This window comes from Kitasatospora sp. NPDC058478, assembly GCF_042720345.1.
Classification (GTDB): Bacteria; Actinomycetota; Actinomycetes; order Streptomycetales; family Streptomycetaceae; genus Kitasatospora.
Genome location: NZ_JBHXML010000006.1, coordinates 85,026 through 105,783, shown reverse-complemented (window position 1 = coordinate 105,783; position 20,758 = coordinate 85,026). Strand labels below are relative to the sequence as shown.

18 protein-coding genes are annotated in these 20,758 nt (G+C 72.6%); 2 read left to right on the top strand and 16 right to left on the bottom strand.

Translation table 11 applies throughout. From position 1 onward, the window contains the following. Positions 1–153: 153 nt before the first annotated feature. The 12 genes from ACFWPT_RS05095 to ACFWPT_RS05040 form a co-directional block, all read right to left on the bottom strand. A complete protein-coding gene (locus ACFWPT_RS05095) occupies positions 154–747 on the bottom strand; it encodes a hypothetical protein (protein WP_380374595.1) in 594 nt (197 codons plus the stop codon). A 192-nt stretch (positions 748–939) separates the two neighbouring features. Beyond that, positions 940–1,710, bottom strand: a complete 771-nt coding sequence (locus ACFWPT_RS05090; RefSeq protein WP_380335114.1) for an ABC transporter permease — start codon at positions 1,708–1,710, stop codon at positions 940–942. Next, on the bottom strand, positions 1,707–2,633 hold the full coding sequence (locus ACFWPT_RS05085) for an ATP-binding cassette domain-containing protein (protein ID WP_380479628.1): 927 nt from the start codon (positions 2,631–2,633) through the stop codon (positions 1,707–1,709). Before ACFWPT_RS05085 ends, ACFWPT_RS05090 begins: the two co-directional genes overlap by 4 nt. Then, positions 2,633–3,469, bottom strand: a complete 837-nt coding sequence (locus ACFWPT_RS05080; RefSeq protein ID WP_380374598.1) for a DUF4097 domain-containing protein — start codon at positions 3,467–3,469, stop codon at positions 2,633–2,635. The genes ACFWPT_RS05085 and ACFWPT_RS05080 overlap by 1 nt, the downstream gene beginning before the upstream one ends. 132 nt (positions 3,470–3,601) lie before the next feature. After that, positions 3,602–4,177 (bottom strand): YlcI/YnfO family protein, encoded by a 576-nt coding sequence (locus ACFWPT_RS05075; RefSeq protein WP_380335120.1) that lies wholly within the window; start codon positions 4,175–4,177, stop codon positions 3,602–3,604. Between the two features lie 159 nt (positions 4,178–4,336). Continuing rightward, positions 4,337–5,404: an adenosine deaminase gene (locus ACFWPT_RS05070; RefSeq protein ID WP_380335122.1), complete on the bottom strand. Its 1,068-nt coding sequence runs from the start codon at positions 5,402–5,404 to the stop codon at positions 4,337–4,339. Positions 5,405–5,468: 64 nt separating this feature from the next. After that, on the bottom strand, positions 5,469–6,764 hold the full coding sequence (locus tag ACFWPT_RS05065) for a DUF445 domain-containing protein (protein WP_063349233.1): 1,296 nt from the start codon (positions 6,762–6,764) through the stop codon (positions 5,469–5,471). 248 nt (positions 6,765–7,012) lie between these two features. Continuing rightward, positions 7,013–8,308, bottom strand: a complete 1,296-nt coding sequence (locus ACFWPT_RS05060; RefSeq protein WP_380479686.1) for a nucleotide sugar dehydrogenase — start codon at positions 8,306–8,308, stop codon at positions 7,013–7,015. Between the two features lie 108 nt (positions 8,309–8,416). After that, positions 8,417–9,649, bottom strand: coding sequence for a glycosyltransferase family 2 protein (locus ACFWPT_RS05055; RefSeq protein ID WP_380479625.1), 1,233 nt, complete (start codon positions 9,647–9,649; stop codon positions 8,417–8,419). 129 nt (positions 9,650–9,778) lie between these two features. Further along, on the bottom strand, positions 9,779–10,738 hold the full coding sequence (locus ACFWPT_RS05050) for an ATP-binding cassette domain-containing protein (protein ID WP_063349230.1): 960 nt from the start codon (positions 10,736–10,738) through the stop codon (positions 9,779–9,781). Positions 10,739–10,788: 50 nt separating this feature from the next. Beyond that, positions 10,789–11,616 carry an ABC transporter permease gene (locus tag ACFWPT_RS05045; protein WP_380479622.1) on the bottom strand — a complete coding sequence of 276 codons (828 nt, stop codon included), beginning with the start codon at positions 11,614–11,616 and terminating at the stop codon, positions 10,789–10,791. Then, positions 11,609–12,478, bottom strand: a complete 870-nt coding sequence (locus ACFWPT_RS05040) for an ABC transporter permease (RefSeq protein WP_380374606.1) — start codon at positions 12,476–12,478, stop codon at positions 11,609–11,611. The genes ACFWPT_RS05045 and ACFWPT_RS05040 overlap by 8 nt, the downstream gene beginning before the upstream one ends. Positions 12,479–12,762: 284 nt before the next feature. Here ACFWPT_RS05040 and ACFWPT_RS05035 point away from each other — a divergent pair, with 284 nt between their 5' ends. Next, entirely contained in the window at positions 12,763–15,144 is a 2,382-nt protein-coding gene (locus ACFWPT_RS05035; protein WP_380479620.1) for a transglycosylase domain-containing protein, read from the top strand. A gap of 80 nt (positions 15,145–15,224) precedes the next feature. Here ACFWPT_RS05035 and ACFWPT_RS05030 read toward each other — a convergent pair whose 3' ends face one another. The 3 genes from ACFWPT_RS05030 to ACFWPT_RS05020 all read right to left on the bottom strand — a co-directional run bounded on the left by ACFWPT_RS05030 (position 15,225) and on the right by ACFWPT_RS05020 (position 17,457). Next, positions 15,225–16,403: a winged helix DNA-binding domain-containing protein gene (locus ACFWPT_RS05030; RefSeq protein ID WP_380479618.1), complete on the bottom strand. Its 1,179-nt coding sequence runs from the start codon at positions 16,401–16,403 to the stop codon at positions 15,225–15,227. A 124-nt stretch (positions 16,404–16,527) separates the two neighbouring features. Then, positions 16,528–16,830, bottom strand: a complete 303-nt coding sequence (locus tag ACFWPT_RS05025) for a co-chaperone GroES (RefSeq protein WP_079136310.1) — start codon at positions 16,828–16,830, stop codon at positions 16,528–16,530. A gap of 285 nt (positions 16,831–17,115) precedes the next feature. Then, on the bottom strand, positions 17,116–17,457 hold the full coding sequence (locus ACFWPT_RS05020) for a DUF3618 domain-containing protein (protein ID WP_380479616.1): 342 nt from the start codon (positions 17,455–17,457) through the stop codon (positions 17,116–17,118). Positions 17,458–17,603: 146 nt separating this feature from the next. Between ACFWPT_RS05020 and bcp the strand changes: the two genes are divergently transcribed. After that, positions 17,604–18,080, top strand: coding sequence for a thioredoxin-dependent thiol peroxidase (gene bcp, locus ACFWPT_RS05015; protein ID WP_063349225.1), 477 nt, complete (start codon positions 17,604–17,606; stop codon positions 18,078–18,080). Positions 18,081–18,205: 125 nt separating this feature from the next. On the opposite strand, the gene ACFWPT_RS05010 is transcribed toward bcp, so the two are convergent. Continuing rightward, the gene (locus ACFWPT_RS05010) at positions 18,206–20,677 is read right to left on the bottom strand and encodes a chitinase C-terminal domain-containing protein (RefSeq protein WP_380374628.1); all 2,472 of its coding nucleotides are present in this window, start codon (positions 20,675–20,677) and stop codon (positions 18,206–18,208) included. Positions 20,678–20,758 lie beyond the last annotated feature (81 nt).

Sequence of the window (20,758 nt, the reverse complement as noted above, 5' to 3'; positions counted from 1 at the left end):
AGTGCCGAATCCACTTCAGTGGTCTAGTCCAACTTGGGTGCCAGGCCGGGCCGTTGCCCCCCCCCCCGGGCGCGGGCGGCGGGGGGGCCGCGGGCGGCCCCCCCGGCCCGCGCCCGCCCCCACCGCTCCCCTCAGCTCTACCGGCCTCCCGGCCTACCGGGGCGCCGGGCCCTGCCGGCTCGGCCGGCCGTCCGGGTCGAGGGTGAACACCACGGTCTCGGTCCCCTTCACCCCGGTCACAGCGATCCGGTCCGGCCCGGACCAGTCGACCCTGCCGAACTCGCCGCCACGGATGTCCCATTCGCCCAGTTCCCAGTGGCGGGCGGACCAGCCGCTGCCGGTCAACAGCTCGACCCGGTAGATCGGGTCGATCGAGAAGGCGACGTCGGTCACGGTCAGCACGCGGTCCGGGCGCTCCGGGTGGCTCTTCCGGCTGACGGGCTGCCCGTCGCGGTCGAGCAGCAGCGACAGGAGCACGGCCAACCCCCCGAGGAAGACGAGCGACACCAGGGCGGCCGCGCAGCCGACCTGCGACCACCAGGTGCGGAACTCGAACTGGATCACCAGCGAGACCACGGCCAGCGCGACGGTGGCGCCGAGCAGCGGCAGCGGGTGGTTGAGCCAGCGCTCGACCTCCACCAGCCCACCTGAGAACGAGGCCTGATAGCCCGGCAGATAGACGAGGAGCGCCGCCAGCGCCACACCTCTGAGCCACCACACGATCCGCTTGCGACGTGCCGCCGTCATGCGCCCCTCCCCAGGGTGAGCCTTTGCCCGGACTTTACTACCGGATGTCCGGCGGTTGGGGCTCCGGTCGGCTCCGGCCCAGGCCTGGGGCGTCCACCGGTACCGGCCACGACTCAGGACCGGCCACGACGCCGGGAGGCCCGGGCGGACATCGCTGTCCACCCGGGCCTCCCGCTACCGGCCGTACCCCCGTCACCGCCGGTAGAAGACGCTCCTCGACCAGAAGTAGCCGATCAGCGTCAGCCCGGTGCACCACGCCAGCGCGCTCCAGGCGCTGTTGCCGATCGGGGTGCCCATCAGCAGCCCCCGCAGGGTCTCGATGATCGGCGTGAACGGCTGGTACTCGGCGAACCACCGCAGGGCGGTCGGCATCGAGTCGGGCGGGACGATGGCGCTGCCGATGAAGGGCAGGAACTGAATCGGCATCGGCAGGTTGCTGGCGCTCTCCACCGTCTTGGCGACCAGCCCGATGCCCGCCGATATCCAGGTCAGCGCGATGGTGACGAACAGCAGCAGTCCGACGGCCGCCAGCCATTCCACCAGCCCGGCGTTGGGCCGGAAGCCCATCGCGAGGGCCGCGCCGACCACCAGGACCAGGCCGAGCATGGTCTGTATCACGCTGCCGACCACGTGCCCGGCCAGGAAGGCCGAGCGCGATATCGCCATCGTGCGGAAGCGGTTGACGATGCCTTCCGTCATGTCGACGCAGACCCCGATCGCCGTGACCAGCGACCCCGAGGCGGCCGCCATCAGCAGGATGCCGGGCGTCACGTAGTCGATGTAGCTGCCGCCGCCGATGCCCGCGCCGAGCGCGCCGCCGTAGGCGTAGTTGAACAGCAGCAGCATCATGACCGGCATGATCACGACCGCGAAGGTCAGGGACGGGTACCGCAGCGCGTGCTTGAGGTTGCGTCGCAGCATGGTCAGCGAGTCACTGACCGCGTAGCTCACCGAAGCGCTCATCGGACGCTCTCCCCGGTCAGGGTGAGGAACACGTCGTCCAGATCGGCCGTCTCCACGACCAGCGACTCGGCCCGGACCGAGGCGTTGTCGAGCGCGTCCAGCACCGCCTTCACGGTGACCACGGAGTTGTCCCCCGGGATGTCCAGCCGCAGCGCCTCGGTGTCGACCGCCGCGTAGTCGAACAGCCCGGCGGCAGCCCCCAGTTGGGCCGCGTCCGCGAACTGGAGCCGGATCCGCCCGCCGGGGACGATCCGCTTCAGCTCGTCCGCCGTGCCCTCGGCGACGATCCGCCCGCCGTCCAGGACGGCGATCCGGTCGGCGAGTTCGTCGGCCTCGTCCAGGTACTGGGTGGTGAGGAAGATCGTCACCCCGTGGTCGGCGACCAGTCCCCGGATGATCTCCCACATCGTCCGCCGACTGCGCGGGTCCAGCCCGGTGGTCGGCTCGTCGAGGAAGATCACCCGCGGATCGCCGACCAGCGTCATCGCCAGGTCGAGCTTGCGCCGCATGCCGCCGGAGAAGGTGACGACCGGCTTGCGCGCCGCCTCCGTGAGGTCGAACCGCCGCAGCAGTTCCTCGGCCCGCCTCCGCCCCTCCCGACGGGGGAGGTGGTTGAGGTCCGCCATCAGCAGCAGGTTCTCCTCGGCGGTGAGCAGGTTGTCCACCGCCGAGAACTGGCCGGTGACACCGATCGCCGCCCGCACCCCGGAGGCCTGCTCGACCACGTCGTGCCCGGCCACCCGGGCCACCCCGCCGTCGGCCGGGATCAGGGTGGAGAGGATCTGCACGGTGGTGGTCTTGCCGGCGCCGTTCGGCCCGAGCAGGGCGAACACGCTGCCCGCCGGAATCTCCAGGTCGATGCCGTTCAGCACGGCCTTGTCGCCGTAGGACTTGGTCAGTCCGACTGCCGAGATCGCCGCCATCACGCCCTCCGGATCACGACGTCGCCGAGCTGGGTGCGGCCGCGGACCTCGACGGTCTCCCGGGCGTCGCCCGGGCCCTGCGTCGCACCGAGGGCGTTGCGCACGGTGCCGACCTTGCTGTGCACGTCGAGCCAGGCCGCCGTGCCCTCCGCGATGCCGACCTCCAAGTCCCCCAGGGAGGTCTGCATGGTGACCTGGCCGCGCTCCACCCGGCCGATCCGGATCGGGCCGTGCGCCGTCTTGGCGTCCACCCCGGCGTGGGCGGTGCCGACCTCGATCCGGCCGAAGGAGGAGCTGGCCTTGAGCGCCCCGTGGACCTCGCGGACCTCCGTGTCGCCGTTGCTGTTCTTGACCGTCAGCGTGCCCCCGACCGTGCCGACCGCGACCCGGCCGAGCCCGGAGACCTCCGCGTCCCCGGCGACCGAGTCCACCCGGACCTCCCCGTGGTCGGTCTTGAGCCGCGCGCTCGCAGCCTGCTCGACCTGGATCCGGCCGAGCGAGGTCTTCAGCCGGCAGTCGCCGAGCGGGCCCTCGGCGACGAAGGTGGCCATCGGGGCGTCGGCGTTGACCTCGGAGCCCGCCGGCAGCTCGATCAGGATGTCGATCGAGCCGATCCGGCCGAACGGCGAGCGCTTCTTCGGGCCCTTGAGGGTGAACCGGCCGCCGGCGTAGTCGACCTGGGTCTGCTGGGCGGCCTTGACGTCCGCCTCCTCGGCGGGGTTGGCGGGCTTGACCTCGACCACGGTGTCGGTGCGCTTGCTCGCGCTGATCCGCACCGAGCCGATCTCGAATTCGAGGGTGGCGGAGATCGGTCCGTCGGTCTCGTACGTAGGCATGGCTGTCCCGTCCTCTTGACTCTGATGGGTGTTCCCGCTGGTCGGAGCGGGGGTGACGTCGTTGCGGATGGAGCGCGGATGGAGCGGATGGAGCGGGTCTGGCAGGCGGAGCGGATGGAGCGGGCGGAAGCGTCAGTGGACCCAGCCGGTGAAGCCCTGGCCGCCGCGGCGCGGGCGGACCGTCGGCTGGGGGGCCGGTGCGGCGGCCGGGCGGGCGGCCGGCTCGCCGGCCTCCAGCGCGCCGGCGACGGCCCGGACCAGCCAGGCGTTGAGGGAGAGGCCCTCCTGCCCGGCGGCCTCCTCCGCCCGGGCCTTGAGGTGGGCGGGCAGGCGCAGGTTGATCCGGGCGGTGCCCGTCTCGTCCGACTCCGGCACCACTGGCGGCGCCACTGGCACCACCGATGCCACCATCGGCGCCATCGGTGGCACCACGGGCGGCACATCACCGTGGAAGGCGTCGGTGCCGGGCGGTACGGTGACCACGAACTCGGGATCGAGCCCGCGCAGCCGCACGTCCACCGAGCCGGGGGCGAGCTCGCGGGTCACTTCGCCCATCGCGGCCGAGAGCGCGTTGAGCAGGGTGAGCCGCACGGCCGAATCCAGCGGCAGCGTCAGCCGCTCGGCCAGCGCGCGGGCTTCGTCCCCGCCCGTGCCCGCGGCCACCGCGAGCTCGTTCCGAAGGTTTTCGACGTACGGCGTGAGGTCCATGGCTTCAGCATGGCACAGCAGTGGTGCCATGTCGAGCCATTAATGGCGCCACTTTGGCACCATGTCCGAATGGGGACAGAAAACCGCCCCGCCGGCAGCTGCCGGCGGGGCGGTTCACGGGGCACTTCACAGGGCGTCCACCAGGGCGGACGCCGGGAATCAGGCCTTCCAGCCCGCCAGGTACGCGTCGATCTCGCCCGCCAGCCGCGCCTTGCCCGCCACGTCCAGGAAGGACGCCTCGACCGCGTTGCGCGCCAGCGCCGCCACCCCGGACTCGTCCAGGCCCAGCAGCCGCGCCGCGACGGCGTACTCGGCGTTGAGGTCGGTGCCGAACATCGGCGGGTCGTCGCTGTTGATGGTGACCAGCAGCCCGGCGTCCACCATCCGCTTGATCGGGTGCTCCTCGATCCGCTCCACCGCCCGGGTGGCGATGTTGGAGGTCGGGCAGACCTCCAGCGGGATCCGGTGCTCGCCCAGGTGGTCCAGCAGCGCCGGGTCCTTCACCGACTGCGTGCCGTGCCCGATGCGCTCGGCGCCGAGCACCCGGATCGCGTCCCAGACCGTCTCCGGCCCGGTGGTCTCGCCCGCGTGCGGGACGCTGCGCAGGCCGGCCGCCCGCGCCCGGTCGAAGTAGGGCTTGAACTGCGGGCGCGGCACGCCGATCTCCGGGCCGCCGAGGCCGAAGCTGACCAGGCCCTCGGGGGCCAGGTCGACGGCGAGCCGGGCGGTCTCCTCGGCGGCCTCCAGGCCGGCCTCGCCGGGGATGTCGAAGCACCAGCGCAGTACGACCCCGAGCTCCTTCTCGGCGCGCAGCCGGGCGTCCTCGATCGCCTCCATGAAGGCGACGTCCGGGATGCCCCGCTTGACCGAGGAGTACGGGGTGATGGTCAGTTCGGCGTACCGGATGTTCTGGCGCGCCATGTCCTCGGCCACGCCGTAGGTGAGCGCGCGGACGTCCTCGGCGTCGCGGATCAGGTCCACGACGCTCAGGTAGACGTCGATGAAGTGCGCGAAGTCGGTGAAGGTGAAGTACTCGGCGAGCGCCGCCGGGTCGACCGGCACCTTCGAGCGGCCGCGGTGGCGGGCCGCCAGCTCGGCGACGACGCGCGGCGAGGCCGAGCCCACGTGGTGGACGTGCAGCTCCGCCTTGGGCATCCCGGCGATGAACGCCTCGATGCCCCCCTGGCCACTGGGGTTTCCGATCCGACTTCCGTCCGGCTGGACCACGGTGGTTCCCTACTTCCTCTACGCGCGTACCGACAGGTGCTGGCAAGGATAGGCCGCCCCGGGGTCAGCCTCCGAGGGCGGTCGCGACGGTGTGGATGAGCAGCCCGGCCATGGCGCCGACCACGGTGCCGTTGATCCGGATGAACTGCAGGTCGCGGCCCACGTTGGCCTCGATCTTGCGGGAGGCGTCGTCGGCGTCCCAGCCCGCCACCGTCTCGGAGATCAGCGAGGTGATCTCGGCGCGGTAGGTGTCGACCAGGTACTGGGCGGCGTCCTGCAGCCAGCCGTCCACCTTGGCCTGGAGCTTGGCGTCGGTGGCCAGGCGCGCGCCGAAACTGCTCACGCCCTCGCGGATGCGCCGGCGCAGTTCGCTGTCCTCGTCCTCGGCCGCGTTCACCACCAGGGTGCGGACGGCCGCCCAGGTGGAGGCGATCAGGTCCTGCACCTCGGGCCGGGCCAGCAGTTCCACCTTGGCCCGCTCCACCCGGGCGATGGTCTCCGGGTCGGTCTGCAGTTCGGTCGCGAAGTCGGCGAGGAAGTTGTCGATGGCGCCGCGGGCCGGGTGGTCCGGGTCGTCCCGGATGTCGGTGACGAACCGCATCAGCTCCTTGTAGACCCGCTCGCCGACCTGGTTGTCGAGGAACTTGGGCGTCCAGCCCGGGGTCTTCTGGGTGACCCGCTGGACCACCTCCTCGTGGTTGGCCGTCAGCCAGCCGTGCGCCCGGACGGCCACCAGGTCGACCACGCCGTGGTGCCCGCCGTCCGCGACCACCTTGCCCAGCATCCGGCCCATCGGCTCGGCCACCGAGGTGGCCGCCGCCCGCCTGGTCACCGCCTCGGCGACGACCGCCTGCACGTCGTCGTCCCGGAGCACCGCGAGCACCCCGCGCAGCGCCGCCGAGGCCTCCTTGGTGACCCGCTCGGCGCTGCCCGGCGCGGCCAGCCACTCCCCCAGCCGCCGGGCGATGCCCAGCGACGCGAGGCGGCCGCGCACCACGTGACCGGAGAGGAAGTTGTCGCCGACGAAGTCGCCGAGCGAGCGCCCGAAGGCGTCCTTCTTGGTCGGGATGATCGCGGTGTGCGGGATCGGCAGGCCCAACGGGCGGCGGAACAGCGCCGTCACGGCGAACCAGTCGGCCAGCGCGCCGACCATGCCCGCCTCGGCGGCCGCCGCCACGTACCCGGCCCAGGAGCCGGCGCCGGCCGCCTTGGCCCAGGTGGCGAGGGCGAAGACCAGGCTCGCGAAGGCCAGCAGGCCGGTCGCGATGGTCTTCATCCGGCGGACGCCATGTCTCTTCTGCTCGTCGGCGGCGGTGAACCGGACCCCGGGGCCCGTACCGCTGAAGGCTTCGTCACTCACCCCGCCAGTCTGCCCGCTGCCCGGCGCGGGTGAGAGCGCGCCCCGCGATCACGCGCCTGGTTGCGCGCCCGGGCACGCCTCGCGCACAGCCAGGCGCACGCCCTGTGCCCGCCCACTCACGCCGCGTGCGGTACGCCGTGCCCGCCGACGCGGCGAGCCGCACGCCCCGCACGCCCCGCACCACGCGTCCTCGGGCCCTGAACCGCAGCCCCCTCAGGCCCCGCCCAGCACGATCAGGCCCAGCACGATCAGGCCCCGCCCAGCACGATCCGCCGCACCCCCTCGACCGCCCACACCGCCGGATCCGTGCACCGCCGCCCGTCCAGCAGCACCCGCACCCCCGGCAGGTCCTCCGGTGCCAGCCCCCGGTACTCCGGGTGGTCCGCCTGGAGCACCGCCGCCACCACCGGCTCCCCCTCGTACGGGGGCAGCCCGAGCGCCGCCAGTTCCCCGCCCCCGTACAGCGGATCGCTGACGTACGGCCGCGCCCCCGCCGCCCGCACCGCCTCGACCAGCGGGAACACCCCGGAGTACGCCGTCTCCTTGACCCCGCCCCGGTACGCCGCCCCGAGCACCAGCACGCCCTGCCCGGCGATCCCGCCCGCCAGCGCGCCGTCCAGCAACCCGACCGCGTACCCGGGCATCTCCAGGTTGGCCTCCCGGGCGGCCCGCACGACCGTCGCACCCGGGTCGTTCCACAGGTACAGCCGCGGGTACACCGGGATGCAGTGCCCGCCGACCGCGATGCCGGGCCGGTGCAGGTGGCTGTACGGCTGCGAGTTGCACGCGTCGGCGATCTCCGCGAAGTCCACCCCGACCCGGTCGGCGTACCGGGCGAACTGGTTGGCGAGCGCGATGTTGACGTCCCGGTAGGTGGTCTCGGCGAGCTTGGCGAACTCCGCCGCCTCCACCGAGGCCAGCTCCCAGACGCCGTTGGGCCGGGGCAGGTCGGGGCGCGGGTCGAAGTCCAGCGCGGCCCGGTAGAACTCGGCGCCGCGCCGGGTCGAGGCGGCGTCCACGCCGCCGACCAGCTTGGGGTAGCGCCGCAGGTCGGCGAAGACCCGCCCGGTGCGGACCCGCTCCGGGCTGAACACCAGCGCGAAGTCCGCCCCGGCGGCCAGCCCGGAGCCGGCCGCCAGCCGGGGCGCCCAGCGGCCCCGGGTGACGCCGACCGGCAGGGTGGTCTCGTAGCTGACCAGGGTGCCCCGGCGCAGCCCGGCGGCGACGGCGTCGGTGGCCGCGTCGAGCAGGCCGAAGTCCGGGGTGCCGTCGGCGGCGGTGACCAGCGGGACGACCAGCACCACGGCCTCGGCGGCGGCGACGGCGGCCGTGGTGTCGGTGGTGGCCCGCAGCCGCCCCTCGGCGACCACCCGCTTCAGCGCCTCGTCCAAACCCGCCTCCCGGGGGAACGGCGGCACGCCCTGGTTGACGCTGTGGACGACCCCGGGGGCGATGTCCGCCCCCGTCACCCGGTGCCCCTTCAGCGCGAACTGCACGGCCAGCGGCAGGCCCAGCTTGCCCAGCCCGACCACGCAGACGTCCATCGCCCGGCTCATCCCCGCACCCCGTTCATCCTCGCGTTCCGTTCATCCCCGCGTCCCCTCTCCTCCGGGGCGCCCGGCCTCCGGCGGCCCCGGCCTCCGGGGCCCCGCTCACCCCCGGCCCCCGTTCACCGTGTTGGCGAGCCGGCGCCACACCGGGTAGCGCCGCAGCCCGCGCCGCAGCTGGGCCGGCACGGCGCCGCGCCACACCTGCTGGGCCAGGTTGAGCGGCGGGACCTCCACCGGCAGCCGCACCGGCTCCTCGCCCAGCAGGAACAACTCGTCCGGCAGGCCCAGCCGGGCGTCCCGGAACGCCGGGTAGCCCGCGTAGTGCCGCCGCCCGTCGACGACCACCGGCGGGTCGCCGTGCGCGGCCTCGTACCGGATCAGGTCCCGCAGCGCCTCCGGCCGGACGGCGGCGGCGAGTTCGAGCCGCAGCCGCTCGGCGACGGGCAGCCGCGGGTAGACCGCTCGGGCGTCGAAGCGCTCGATCAGCCGGCCGACCTCGGCGCAGACCTGCTCCTGCACGGCGTCGTCGAGCAACAGGAAGTCGTCCTGGAGCAGCCGCGGCACGTCCCAGGCGAAACTGCGGGCCCGGATCGCGTCCAACTCCCCGCCGGGCTCGGCCAGATCGGCGGCGACCTGCTGCAATGCCGCGATCCCGCGCAACCGGTCCAGCACCCCGGCCCGCTGGGTGACGTTGCCCAAGTCCTCACGCAGCACCAGGAAGTAGCAGTCGTAGTCGGCGAGGACGGACACCCGGCCGGCCCGCAGGCAGGCCTCCAGAGTGAACGGCTGGTCCGAGAAGACCTTCAACTCCTCGTCGCGGCGCAGCCCGTGGCGCCGGACGAGGTCCATCCGGAACAGCTTGGTGTCGGACAGCGCCCAGGCCAGCGCCGAGTCGGTGAAGCCGACGGACTCGGCGTTGGCGTGGAAGATCCCCTGCGGCACCAGCCGCCCGTTCACCCCGACCTGCTTGGGCACCAGCACGTCCGAACCCCAGGCGTCGGCCGCCGTGACCAGCCGCTCCAGCGCCTCGGCGCCGAGCCAGTCGTCCGCGCCGAGGAACAGCACGTAGCGGCCTCGGGTCAGCGCCAGGCCCCGGTTGGTGGGGGCCGCCGGGCCGCCCGAGTTGGGCTGGTGCACCACCCGGAACAGCCCGGGGTGGCGGGCGGCGTAGTCGTCCAGGACGGCCTCGCCGCCGTCCGTGGAGCCGTCGTCGACGACCACCACCTCCAGCCGCCCGGGCGCCAGGGTCTGCCCGACCAGCGAGTCCAGGCAGGCGGTGAGGTAGGGCATGGTGTTGTAGACCGCGACCACCACGGTCACATCGGGTCCGGTCATCGAGAAGCGCTGCCCTCCGGTGTGCTGTTCGCCGAGCGATGCAACGTCAACTCGGCTGCCCGCCGGGGAGTCACGTGCCCTCCCCGGACGGGTGACAGCGACCGAACACACGTTCAGCGTTCGGGAGGGTCAGCCGATCGCCACCTCCGTGTACATCCGCGCGATCACGTCCTCGATCGCCGGCTCGCGCACCGACAGGTCCACCAGCGGATAGCGCGCGGCCACCGCCGCCACGATCGGCGCGGCGCTCTGCTGCGCCGGGAAGGCCAGCCACTGCCGGGGCCCCTCGACCTTCACCACCCGGGCGCCGGCCACCTCGATCGCGGGCCGGGCCTCGGCCAGGTCGACCACCAGGGTGCGCTCGCTGCGCCCGGTGGCGTGCAGGCCGTCCAGCCCGCCGTCGTAGACGACCCGGCCGTGGTCGATCACCATCACCCGGCCGCAGAGCTGCTCGATGTCGGTCAGGTCGTGCGTGGTGAGCAGCACGGTGGTGCCCCGGTCCCGGTTCACCTCGCGCAGGAACTCGCGCACCTTCCCCTTGCTGACCACGTCCAGGCCGATGGTCGGCTCGTCCAGGTAGAGCACCTGCGGGTCGTGCAGCAGCGCCGCAGCGAGGTCGCCGCGCATCCGCTGGCCGAGCGAGAGCTGGCGGACGGGGGTGTCCAGCAGCCCTTCCAGGTCGAGCAGTTCGACGCAGCGGGCGAGGTTCTCGCGATATCGGCGGTCGGGGATGCGGTAGATCCGGCGGGCGAGTTCGAAGGAGTCGCACAGCGGGAGGTCCCACCAGAGCGTGGTGCGCTGGCCGAAGACGACGCCGATCCGGCGGGCCAGCGCGACGCGTTCGCGGGCCGGGTCCACTCCGGCGACGCGCAGCCGCCCGCCGCTGGGCACGAGGATGCCGGTGAGCATCTTGATGGTGGTGGACTTGCCGGCGCCGTTGGGGCCGATGTAGCCGACGCACTCGCCGGCCTCGACGGTGAAGCTCAGCCCGTCCACCGCGCGCACCTCGCGCTTGACCCGGCTGAAGCGGCCGGTGCGGGCCCGCACGGTGAAGGTGCGGCGGACGTCCTCGAGTTCGATCAGTGCCATGGGGATTCCTTGCGTAGGAGGGGGGTTCAGCTACCGGTGCCCCGGTAGGTTCAGCTGCCGGTGCCGCGGTAGGCGCGCAGCCCGGCCCGCCAGGCGAGCCCGGCGGCGGCGACGCAGAGCGCGGCGGCGAGCGGGGAGGCGTACTGGAAGGCGGTGGGCAGGCCGAGCGGGTCGGGCCGGCCGAGGACGTGCAGGGCGGGCAGCCAGTTGACGAAGGCCAGCGGGACGCCGAAGACCACGCCGGCCACCAGTTCCTTGGCGAAGATGGTCGGCGGGTAGTGCAGCAGGGTCGCGCCGCCGTAGGTGAAGGAGTTCTGGATCTCCTTGGACTCGCCCCACCAGAACTGCACGGTCGCGCCGCCGACGTAGATCGCGCCGAAGATGACGCTGCCGCAGACCAGCAGGGCGGGCACCAGCAGCACGCGGTCCCAGGTCCAGTGGACGTCCAGGGCGGCCAGTGACCAGGCGAGCACGGCCAGGGCCTGGATCGGGCGGCCGAGCCGGCGCAGCGAGAAGCGTTCGGCGCACAGTTGGGCGAGTGCGGGCGCCGGCCGGATCAGCATGGTGTCCAGCGATCCGTTGACGATCCGCACGCCGAGGCCCTCGACCGAGCCGACCAGCAGGTTGGCCACGCCGAGGGCGAAGGTCGCGGTGCCGTAGAGGAACGCGATCTCCGGCAGGCGCCAGCCGCCCAGCTGGTCGGTGTGCCGGAACATCAGCACCAGGACGACGAAGTCCAGCGAGTGCGTGGCCAGGCTGGCCACCAGGTTCAGGGCGAAGGAGGCCCGGTAGGCCATCATCGAGCGCATCCACATCCGGGCGCACAGCCACCAGGAGCGGACCGCCCACGCGGTGCGGGGCACGATCGGCTCAGCCACCCTGCACCACCACCTTGCGGGTCGCCAGCCACTGGGCGCCCCGGCCCGCGGCGAGCAGGGCGACGGCCCAGGCGAGCTGGAAGCCGAGCGCGCCGAGCAGGCCGGCGCCGGTCGAGCGCTCCAGGAAGACGTCGGTCGGCACCTTCACCAGCGCCGCCCAGGGCAGCACCGCGGCGAGGTCGCCGAGCAGGCCGGGGAAGAGCACGATCGGCAGCAGCATCCCGGAGAAGAACATCGAGACCACCAGCATCACCGAGCGCACCCCGTCCGAGTCGTGCAGCCAGAAGCCGGTGATCGAGGCCAGGAAGCGCAGCCCGAAGCTGACCACCAGCGCGAGCAGCACCGAGAGCAGGAAGACCGCCCAGGTCAGCGGCTGCTCGGGCATCCGGGTGCGGAACACCAGGGCGCCGACGAGCAGCGGCACGGTGCCGCGGACCAGCAGTTGGAAGGCGGCCCGGCCGAGGTCGGTGGCCAGCCACCAGCCCTGGAAGTCGACCGGGCGGTAGAGGTCGACGGCGATGTCCCCGCTGCGGAAGCGGTCCTGGAGGTCGTCCTGGAAGCCGCCGCCCCACACCGCGACGGTGACCAGCAGGGCCTGGCTGACCCAGATGTAGGTGACGGCCTGGCTCTGGTCGTAGCCGCCGAGGCCGGGGCGGGCCTGCCAGAGGGCGAGGAAGGAGGAGGCCAGGATGATGCCGAAGACGGTGTTGGTGAAGGTGCCGGCCAGGGTGGCGGCCCGGTAGGTGGAGTAGCGGCGGAAGGCGCCGCGGGCGACGGCCGCGTAGAGCCCGAGGACGGGCAGGGGTCCGGTGGGATCAGGAGGGCGTGCGGTCCGCGTCTCCGCGGGTGCGAGATTCAGCATATTGTCTCCTTGTCGACAAATACGGGCAGACGGATGCCCGCCGACGTCCGCGCACACCCCAGCGGCTCCGACCGGCCGAACCCGGGGGTACCGGGCCGAACGCGCGGAGCTGACGGAACTGGGTGCGCTGTGCGGGTGCGCTATGCGAGTGCGCCATGCGAGGCGCTACCTGGTTTGCACCTTTCACCGTAGCGCCGAGGACCAGCCGCCGCACCCGATTTCCCCGAGCACGCCAACCCCCCGACCACCCCCTGATCGGCCATCAAATAGCACATAATCGCGGCATGACCTTGAGCACCCGACGCCAGGCCAAACGAGCCGCCCGCCGCGCGGCCCGCCGAGCCCTCCCCCGCTGGCGCCGGCTCCTGCCCACCTGGCGCATCACGCTCGGCGCCCTCACCGCCGCGCTCCTGCTCACCGCCGGCGCCTTCGCCGTGCTCTACGTCATCGTCCCGGTGCCCGACCCCAACGCCCACGCCGTCGCCCAGAACAACATCTACCTCTACGCCGACGACACCACCGAGATCGCCCGCACCGGCGCCGTCAACCGCACCGACGTCACCATCGACCAGATCCCCCCGCAAACCCAGCACGCCGTCGTCTCCGCCGAGGACCGCACCTTCTACCGCAACCGCGGCATCGACCTCAAAGGCATGCTCCGGGCCGGCTGGAACACCCTCACCGGCAAGGGCACCCAAGGCGGCTCCACCATCACCCAGCAGTACGTCAAGAACTACTACCTGACGCAGGACAAGACCATCGAACGCAAGGGCCGCGAACTCTTCATCGCCCTCAAGGTCGACCAGCAACGCGACAAGCCCGAGATCCTCGCCGGCTACCTCAACAGCAGCTACTTCGGCCGCGGCGCCTACGGCATCCAGAGCGCCGCCCATGCCTACTACGGCGTCGACGTCTCCGCCCTCACCCTCGCCCAGGGCGCCTACCTCGCCTCCCTCCTCCAGGCCCCCAGCAGCTACGACGTCAAGACCGCCACCCCCGCCAACCGCGAGAAGGCCATCGCCCGCTGGCACTACACCCTCGACGGCATGGTCCAACTCGGCTTCCTCACCGACGCCGAACGCACCGCCACCACCTTCCCCGAACCGATCGACCCCCAGCCCGCCACCGGCCTCTCCGGCCAGGCCGGCTACCTCGTCGGCGTCGCCGACGACTACCTCGTCTCCGCCGGCATCATCGACACCGCCACCCTCAAGGCCGGCGGCTGGCGCATCACCACCACCTTCGACAAGCCCAAGCAGGACGCCTTCCACAAGGCCGTCCAGGACGAACTCACCGACGAACTCGACCCCCAGCGCCGCCCCGCCACCGACACCGACGTCCGGGTCGCCGGCGCCTCCGTCGAAGCCGCCACCGGCCGCGTCGTCGCCGTCTACGGCGGCCCCGACTACGCCAAACAGCCCTACAACGACGCCCTGCGCCAGGACAACCAGATCGGCTCCACCTTCAAACCCGTCGACCTCGCCGCCGGCCTCATCGCCCAGCACACCCTCGACGGCCGACCGATCACCCCCGACACCCGCTACGACGGCACCAGCGAACGCCCCGTCACCGGCGGCCCCACCCCCTACGCGCCGCCCAACGAGGACGACGTCGACTACGGCAACATCACCCTGCGCTACGCCATGGTGAAGTCCGTCAACTCCGTGTACGCGCAGGAGGGCGTCGACGCCGGCCTCGCCCGCGTCCGCGACACCGCCGTCAAACTCGGCATCCCCGACAGCGTCCGCGGCATGGACCCGGCCAACACCTCGATGACCCTCGGCACCGCCACCCCCAGCGCCCTCGACCTGGCCGGCGCCTACGCCACCCTCGCCAACCACGGCCAGGCGAACGCCCCCTGGTCCGTCCTCAAACTCGCACGCGTCCACACCGGCGGCGCCGTCGACGCCCCCAAGATGCCCGACCACACCCCCGTCGACGCCATCGACCGGCCCTACGCCGACACCGTCACCGACGTCCTGCGCGACGTCATCGGCCCCCGCGGCACCGGCGCCGCCGCCCTCGACCTCGGCCGCCCCGCCGCCGGCAAGACCGGCACCACCGACTCCAACCTCTCCGCCTGGTTCGCCGGCTACACCCCCGAACTCGCCACCACCGTCGGCCTGTTCCGCGAGAACCCGAAGACCCACGCCAAGGAACCACTGGCCGGCACCGCCGGACTCGCCCGGATCAACGGCGGCACCTTCCCCACCCGGATCTGGACCGCCTACATGAGCGCCGCCCTCGACGGCACCACCACCCAGCAGTTCGACCTCCAGACCGGCCGCGACACCCCCGCTCCCAGCTTCAGCCCCAGCAGCAGCGCCACCACCACCCCCAGCCCCACCGCCACCACCCCCACCACCGGCGGCAGCAGCAGCAGCAGCGAGGAACCCCCCAGCAGCACCCCCGTGCCCGACACCCCCACCCACACCCCCACCCACGCCCCCAGCGCGCCCGCCCCGCAGCCCACCACCACCCAGGAACAGCCCAGCCCGCAGGCACCCCAGCCCACCACCACCCAGGAGCAGTCCAGCCCCACCCCCCGACCCACCCAGACCCGGCCCACCCACCCGGCCACGCCACCCAGCACCACCGGCGCCGCCACCAACCCGGCGACGAGCGCGACACCACCGGCCCAGCGCGCCACCCCGCCGGCCCAGTGAGCCGCTTCACCCGCCGCTGAACCACGCCATCGGCCGGTGAACCGCCCGCCGAGCGGTGAACCGCCCCGCCGGCCGGTGACCTACCCCGCCGCCAACTCCCGCTCCAACGGCGACCGGAACCGCGGCGTCACCCGCACCTCCCCCAGCCAGCCCGCCAGACGCGCCGCCTCCGCCGCGATCGCCGCCCCGGCCTCCGCCCCCACATCACCGAACAGCCGCCACACCACCTCGCCGTCCGGCCGCTGCGCCCAGCCGCCCACCACCCGGCCGCACCACCACACCGTCGGCCCGGCGTTGCCCGCCCGGTCGAACAGCGCCGGCACGTCCTCCGGCCGCAGGTACCAGTCCCGCCCCCGCCAGCCCATCACCGTCGGATCCAGCGCCGGCAGCAGCGCCGCCCACGGCTCCGGCTCCGCCACCGGCCCGGCGTCCCCCGGCAGCACCAGCGCCGCCGCCCCGCCCGCCAGCTCCACGTCCTCGGCGCCCACGTCCGCCAACGCCCGGCGGGTGTCCCCCAGTGTCCAGCCCGTCCACCACTTCACGTCCTCGACGGTCGCCGGGCCGTACCCGGCCAGCCAGCGCCGCACCACCTCCGCCTTCGCCTCCCGCACCGGCGCCTCCGGCCACTGCGGCACCGGCGCCCACGGATAGACGTTGCTCAGCCACGACCCGCGCGGACGGCCCCGCCGCACGTGCCCGTCCGCGGCCAGCACCCGCAGCAGCCGACTGCCCACGCTCTGCCGGCTCTCGTACGGCTTGCCCGCCGACATCAGCATCGTCTCGCGCAACTCCGGTACGTCGTCCCCGAGTTCCTTGGTCGTCGCCTCGCCGCGCCGGGCCACGGCGGCCAGCACCGCGCGCTCCGCCCCGGCCAGCCGTGCCTCGTCCCAGCCGTCCGCGTGGTCCCGCAGGTGCTTGAGCAGCGTCGCCCGCTCCCTCGCCGCGATCGCCCGCGCCGTCGACGAACTCACGTGCGGCGCAAAGCCCTCCGTCACCGCGAACAGCGTCCGCCGCATCGACAGCAGCTTCACCAGCGTGACGTCCTCGTACAGCGCCCGGTCCACCTCCGTCGCCGACGGCTCCAGCAGCCGCGCGCACGCCGACAGGTACACCGTCGCCGGGTCCGACGCGTGCAGCCCCACCAGCGCGTCCGCCACCTGCTCCACCCGCGCCACCCGCACCGACGGCGCCAGCAACTGCCGCCGCCCCACCCGGGCCCGCCGCTCACCCTCGCCGATCACCGGCACACGCCTCGTCATGCCGGGACCCTAGCGCCCACCACCGACAGGCCCCGGCCTAACGCCCGCCACCGGCAGGCCCGGACGCAAGGAGCCGGCCGGGGCACCGCCCCGACCGGCTCACGCCACGCCCGTGCTCAGAGGTTCAGAGGTAGAGCCCGGTCGAGCCCTCCGTGTCGCCGAAGCGGGTCGCCGCCACCGCGTGCAGGTCACGCTCGCGCAGCAGCACGTAGGTGGCGCCGCGGACCTCGACCTCCAGCTTGTCCTCCGGGTCGTACAGGACGCGGTCACCCGGCTCCACCGAGCGGACGCTCTGGCCCACCGCGACGGCCTCCGCCCAGGTGCAGCGCTTGGACAGCTCCGCGGTCGCGGGGATCAGGATGCCGCCGGTCGAGCGGCGCTCACCCTCACTGCCCTCGATCCGCACCAGCACGCGGTCGTGCAGCATCCGGATCGGCAGCTTCTCGCCCAGCCGGTCGTGCCGCGCCGCCTCGTACTCGGGTGCGGCGGAGGAGGCCTGCGGGGTCGGTTCGTCGTTCGTACTCACGATCCCGAAGGTACCGCCCCCGGGCGCGCGGCGTGACGCTGGCCCGGCATGCGGGAAGCCGCGGCACCCGCGGGGCCGGTCACGCACCCGGGCCCGGGCACACCCCCCGGAGCCGGTCACACCTCCCGGGCCCGGGCACACCGAAGGCCGGACGCCTCCCGCGCCCGGCCCTCACCCCGCGCCCGTTCAGCCCTTGCGGCGCTTCCGGGCGGAAGCCACCAACAGCAGCACGCCCACGCCGACCAGCGCGGCCGGGACGATCCGCTCCGTACGCGGCTGCCCCTTCTCGTCCACGAACTGCGCCCGCACCTTCTCCACCACGCCGTTGGCGGCCACGTACGCCCGGCCGGCCTTCTCCTCGACGGCGGCCACGGCCTTCGCCTTCACCTGGGCGCTGATCGTGCTCGGGTGGACGCGCACGGCCAGCTCGTCCAGGGTGGCCGCCAGCTGGGTGCGGGTCCGGGAGATGTCCGCCTCGATCTGGGCGGTCGTCCGCGCCGACTTGTCCTTCGTGCTCGCCTTGCCCACTCGGGCCACCCCATTCACTTGCTGATGTTGTCCTGTGCGACTGACCCAGTCTGTCAGTTGCCGAGCAGGGCCGCGCGACCCCACCCACCATCGGAGGTAAGTTTGCCGTGCTATGACCGCCCGCCCCAGCAACAGGAGATTTACCCGTGAGTGAGCGTCTCCAGCCCGGCGACACCGCGCCCGCCTTCAGCCTGTCCGACGCCGACGGCAACCAGGTGTCCCTCGCCGACCACCTGGGCCGCAAGGTCATCGTCTACTTCTACCCGGCCGCGCTCACCCCCGGCTGCACCAAGCAGGCCTGCGACTTCACCGACAACCTGGAGGTCCTCGCCGGCGCCGGCTACGACGTCATCGGCGTCTCCCCGGACAAGCCGGAGAAGCTCGGCAAGTTCCGCGAGGCCGAGAACCTCAAGGTCACCCTGGTGTCCGACCCGGACCACCAGGTGCTGGAGGCCTACGGCGCCTACGGCGAGAAGCAGAACTACGGCCGCACCTACGTCGGCGTGATCCGCTCCACCGTGATCGTGGACGAGCAGGGCAAGGTCGAGCGCGCGCTGTACAACGTGAAGGCCACCGGGCACGTCGCCAAGCTGCTGCGCGACCTCAAGGTCGAGACCGCCTGACGCTCGACGGCCTGACGCCCCGGCGCCCGGCGCCCCGCTCGTCTGGCACCTCGCTGAACGAAGCGGTGGCGGCACACCCCCCGACCGGGTGCACCGCCACCGCCGTCTCTCACCTCAGGGCGCCGTCAGCAGGCCCCGAGGTCGCTCCAGACGCCCCACGAGCCGCTGGCCGCTGGGTCGTCGCCCTTGGTCCACCACTTGTTCTGGTAGTAGTGGCCCTTCCACGACACCTTGGTGGTGGCCGCGTAGGTGGTGCCCGCGTCCCAGCTCGGGGCGGCCGTGCAGGCCCCCGTCGTCGGAGTGGCGGTCGCGGTGGCCGTCGCGGTCGGCGAGGCCGTCGCCGTCGGGGAGGCGGTCGCCGTCGGCGAAGCAGTAGCGGTCGCGGTAGGCGTCGGGGTAGGCGTCGGGGTCGGGGTAGGCGTGCCACCGTCCACCGTGCCCCGGGTCAGGTCGCCCTTGAGCCCGTACAGCGTGCCGTTCACGTTGACCGTCCAGTTCGACGGGGTCGAGACCGGCAGGTAGTAGACGAAGTCCAGGTCCACCGAGGCGCCCGGCGCCAGCGACTGCCAGCCCGGCAGCTTGACCGACACCCGGTTGTAGGTGCCCTTCAGGCCGCCCACGTTGCCCGGACCGGGGTTGTCCTGCCGGATGACCTGGAGGCCGAAGCCGGACTGGTCCTTGGCGTTGCCCGGAGCCGAGTTGCTGTAGTCGAACTGGAACTCGGTGCCGCCCGGCAGGGTCGTCGTCGAGTTGTTGACGATGTGGATCTTCGGGTTGATCGGGTAGTTCGAGTCACCCAGCGCGAAGTTGGTGAACGACACGTCGATCGGCAGGGTCTGCTGCGGCAGCGGGACCGTCGAACGGGTCGCGCCGTACGGCGTGGCCGCCTTGAACTTGTCGTACATCAGCGAGGTCAGCGTCGAACCCGGCACGTACTCGCCCTTGCCGCCGTTGGCGCCCGCGTCCCACTTGTAGTCGCCCGCGAGCTCCCAGATCATCGCGCCGCCGGCGCCCTGGTTGACGATGTAGTCCGCCTTGGCACCCACCGACTGCTCGTCCTCGGTGGAGAGGAACACCTTCTTGGCGTCGTTCCACAGCCACGGCGCCACCAGGCTGCTGCTGTAGTTGCGGGCGTAGGTGCCCTGCAGCGCGGTGTCCTTCACGCCGTACTTGGCCAGGTAGTCGGGCAGGATGCCCTTCTCCAGGTTCTTCGCGTGCCACATCGGGTTCGACCCGGCCGGGGACTCCTTGCCCGCGTCGTCCTTGTCGTTCCAGATGTTGTCGATGCCGACCGCGCCGTCACCGCAGGAGGTCAGGCCGGAGCCGACCGGGCAGGTGGTCGCCGCCGCGGTGCCCCACAGGCCGTTGGTGCCGCCCGTGACGTTCTTGAAGCCCCGGGTGTAGTACGGCAGGCCGACGTTGATCCGGCCGCCCGGCATCGCACCGCGGAAGTAGTGGTACGACCAGTCGGCGTTCAGATAGCCGATGCCGCCGTACTGGCCGGTGCCGTACACGTTGGCCGCAGCCAGCTCGCCGTCCTTGCCGTCGTCGAACAGCGAGGCGTTCGGGCCGACGTACTTGTTCCAGGCGCCGTGCAGGTCGTACGACATGATGTTGACGTAGTCCAGGTACTGCGCCACCTGGAAGGTCTCCATGCCGCGCAGCAGGTAGCCGGACGACGGGGCCGCGACCGACAGCAGGTAGTGCCTGCCGTCGGCGGCGCCGGCCCGGTCCAGGTTCTCGCGCAGCGTCTTCATCAGCGCCGCGTAGCCCTTCGCCAGCGAGCCGCGCTTGGAGTTGGCGAGCTGCCAGTCCAGCGGGTTGCCGGCGTCCTTCATCGAGGTCGGGTACTCGTAGTCGACGTCGACGCCGTTGAAACCGTACTTGCGGATGAAGTCGACGGACGAGGCGGCGAAGGTGTCGATGCCGGCCTGGTTGACGCTGCCGTCTGGGTTGACGGTCATCGAGTAGAAGCCGCCGGAGTTGACGCGCTTGCCGTCGTCCCCGAAGTAGCCGCCGGTCTCGGTCCAACCGCCCACCGAGATCAGGGTCTTGACGTTCGGGTACTGCTTCTTGAACTTCGTCAGCAGATTGAAGTGGCCCTTGTAGGGCAGCGTCGGGTCCAACTCGGCGCCGGGCACGCCCGGGAAGGAGATCCCGGTGGCCTCGTTGGTCGGGCCGTCGGTGCCGACGGAGAGCTTGTTGTCACCGCCGACGTGGCCGAACGCGTAGTTGAGGTGGGTGACCTTGTCCCAGGGGATGTCGTTCACCAGGTAGGGCTGGTCGCCGTTCTTGCCGGTGCGCCAGCCGGTGAAGTAGCCGATGATGCGGCGCTGGTGGTCCGCGCCCATCTTCTCGCGGCCGCCGGTGTCGTAGACCGAGCAGTACGGGACGTCCACGCCGGGCGTCTGGTACAGGCCGTCGGGGCGACAGGCCCCGTTGTCGACGGTCGCGGACGCCTGCGAGGGCACCGCGCCCAGCGTCGACAGCAGCAGACCGGCCAGACCGGCCGCCGCCAGCGTGACCGCGCCCGCCCGGGCAGCCGGGCTCTTGCGGCGGAGTGCGGCGGTGGGACGCCGCTCCGCCGTGTTTCGGATCAACACTCGGTCCTCCGGGAGAGAGTGTCGGCGCGTGCCTGTGGGGGAGCACGCACGTGGGGGATTGCAATTGGCGCCGAA

Coding starts and splice junctions, on each gene's coding strand:
- ACFWPT_RS05085 (WP_380479628.1), bottom strand. CDS start 2,633: ATGGCGGCGATCTCGGCAGTCGGACTGACCAAGTCCTACGGCGACAAG.
- ACFWPT_RS05060 (WP_380479686.1), bottom strand. CDS start 8,308: ATGGACGTCTGCGTGGTCGGGCTGGGCAAGCTGGGCCTGCCGCTGGCC.
- ACFWPT_RS05035 (WP_380479620.1), top strand. CDS start 12,763: ATGACCTTGAGCACCCGACGCCAGGCCAAACGAGCCGCCCGCCGCGCG.
- ACFWPT_RS05080 (WP_380374598.1), bottom strand. CDS start 3,469: ATGCCTACGTACGAGACCGACGGACCGATCTCCGCCACCCTCGAATTC.
- ACFWPT_RS05090 (WP_380335114.1), bottom strand. CDS start 1,710: ATGAGCGCTTCGGTGAGCTACGCGGTCAGTGACTCGCTGACCATGCTG.
- ACFWPT_RS05040 (WP_380374606.1), bottom strand. CDS start 12,478: ATGCTGAATCTCGCACCCGCGGAGACGCGGACCGCACGCCCTCCTGAT.
- ACFWPT_RS05050 (WP_063349230.1), bottom strand. CDS start 10,738: ATGGCACTGATCGAACTCGAGGACGTCCGCCGCACCTTCACCGTGCGG.
- ACFWPT_RS05095 (WP_380374595.1), bottom strand. CDS start 747: ATGACGGCGGCACGTCGCAAGCGGATCGTGTGGTGGCTCAGAGGTGTG.
- ACFWPT_RS05075 (WP_380335120.1), bottom strand. CDS start 4,177: ATGGACCTCACGCCGTACGTCGAAAACCTTCGGAACGAGCTCGCGGTG.
- ACFWPT_RS05025 (WP_079136310.1), bottom strand. CDS start 16,830: ATGCTGCACGACCGCGTGCTGGTGCGGATCGAGGGCAGTGAGGGTGAG.
- ACFWPT_RS05055 (WP_380479625.1), bottom strand. CDS start 9,649: ATGACCGGACCCGATGTGACCGTGGTGGTCGCGGTCTACAACACCATG.
- ACFWPT_RS05030 (WP_380479618.1), bottom strand. CDS start 16,403: ATGACGAGGCGTGTGCCGGTGATCGGCGAGGGTGAGCGGCGGGCCCGG.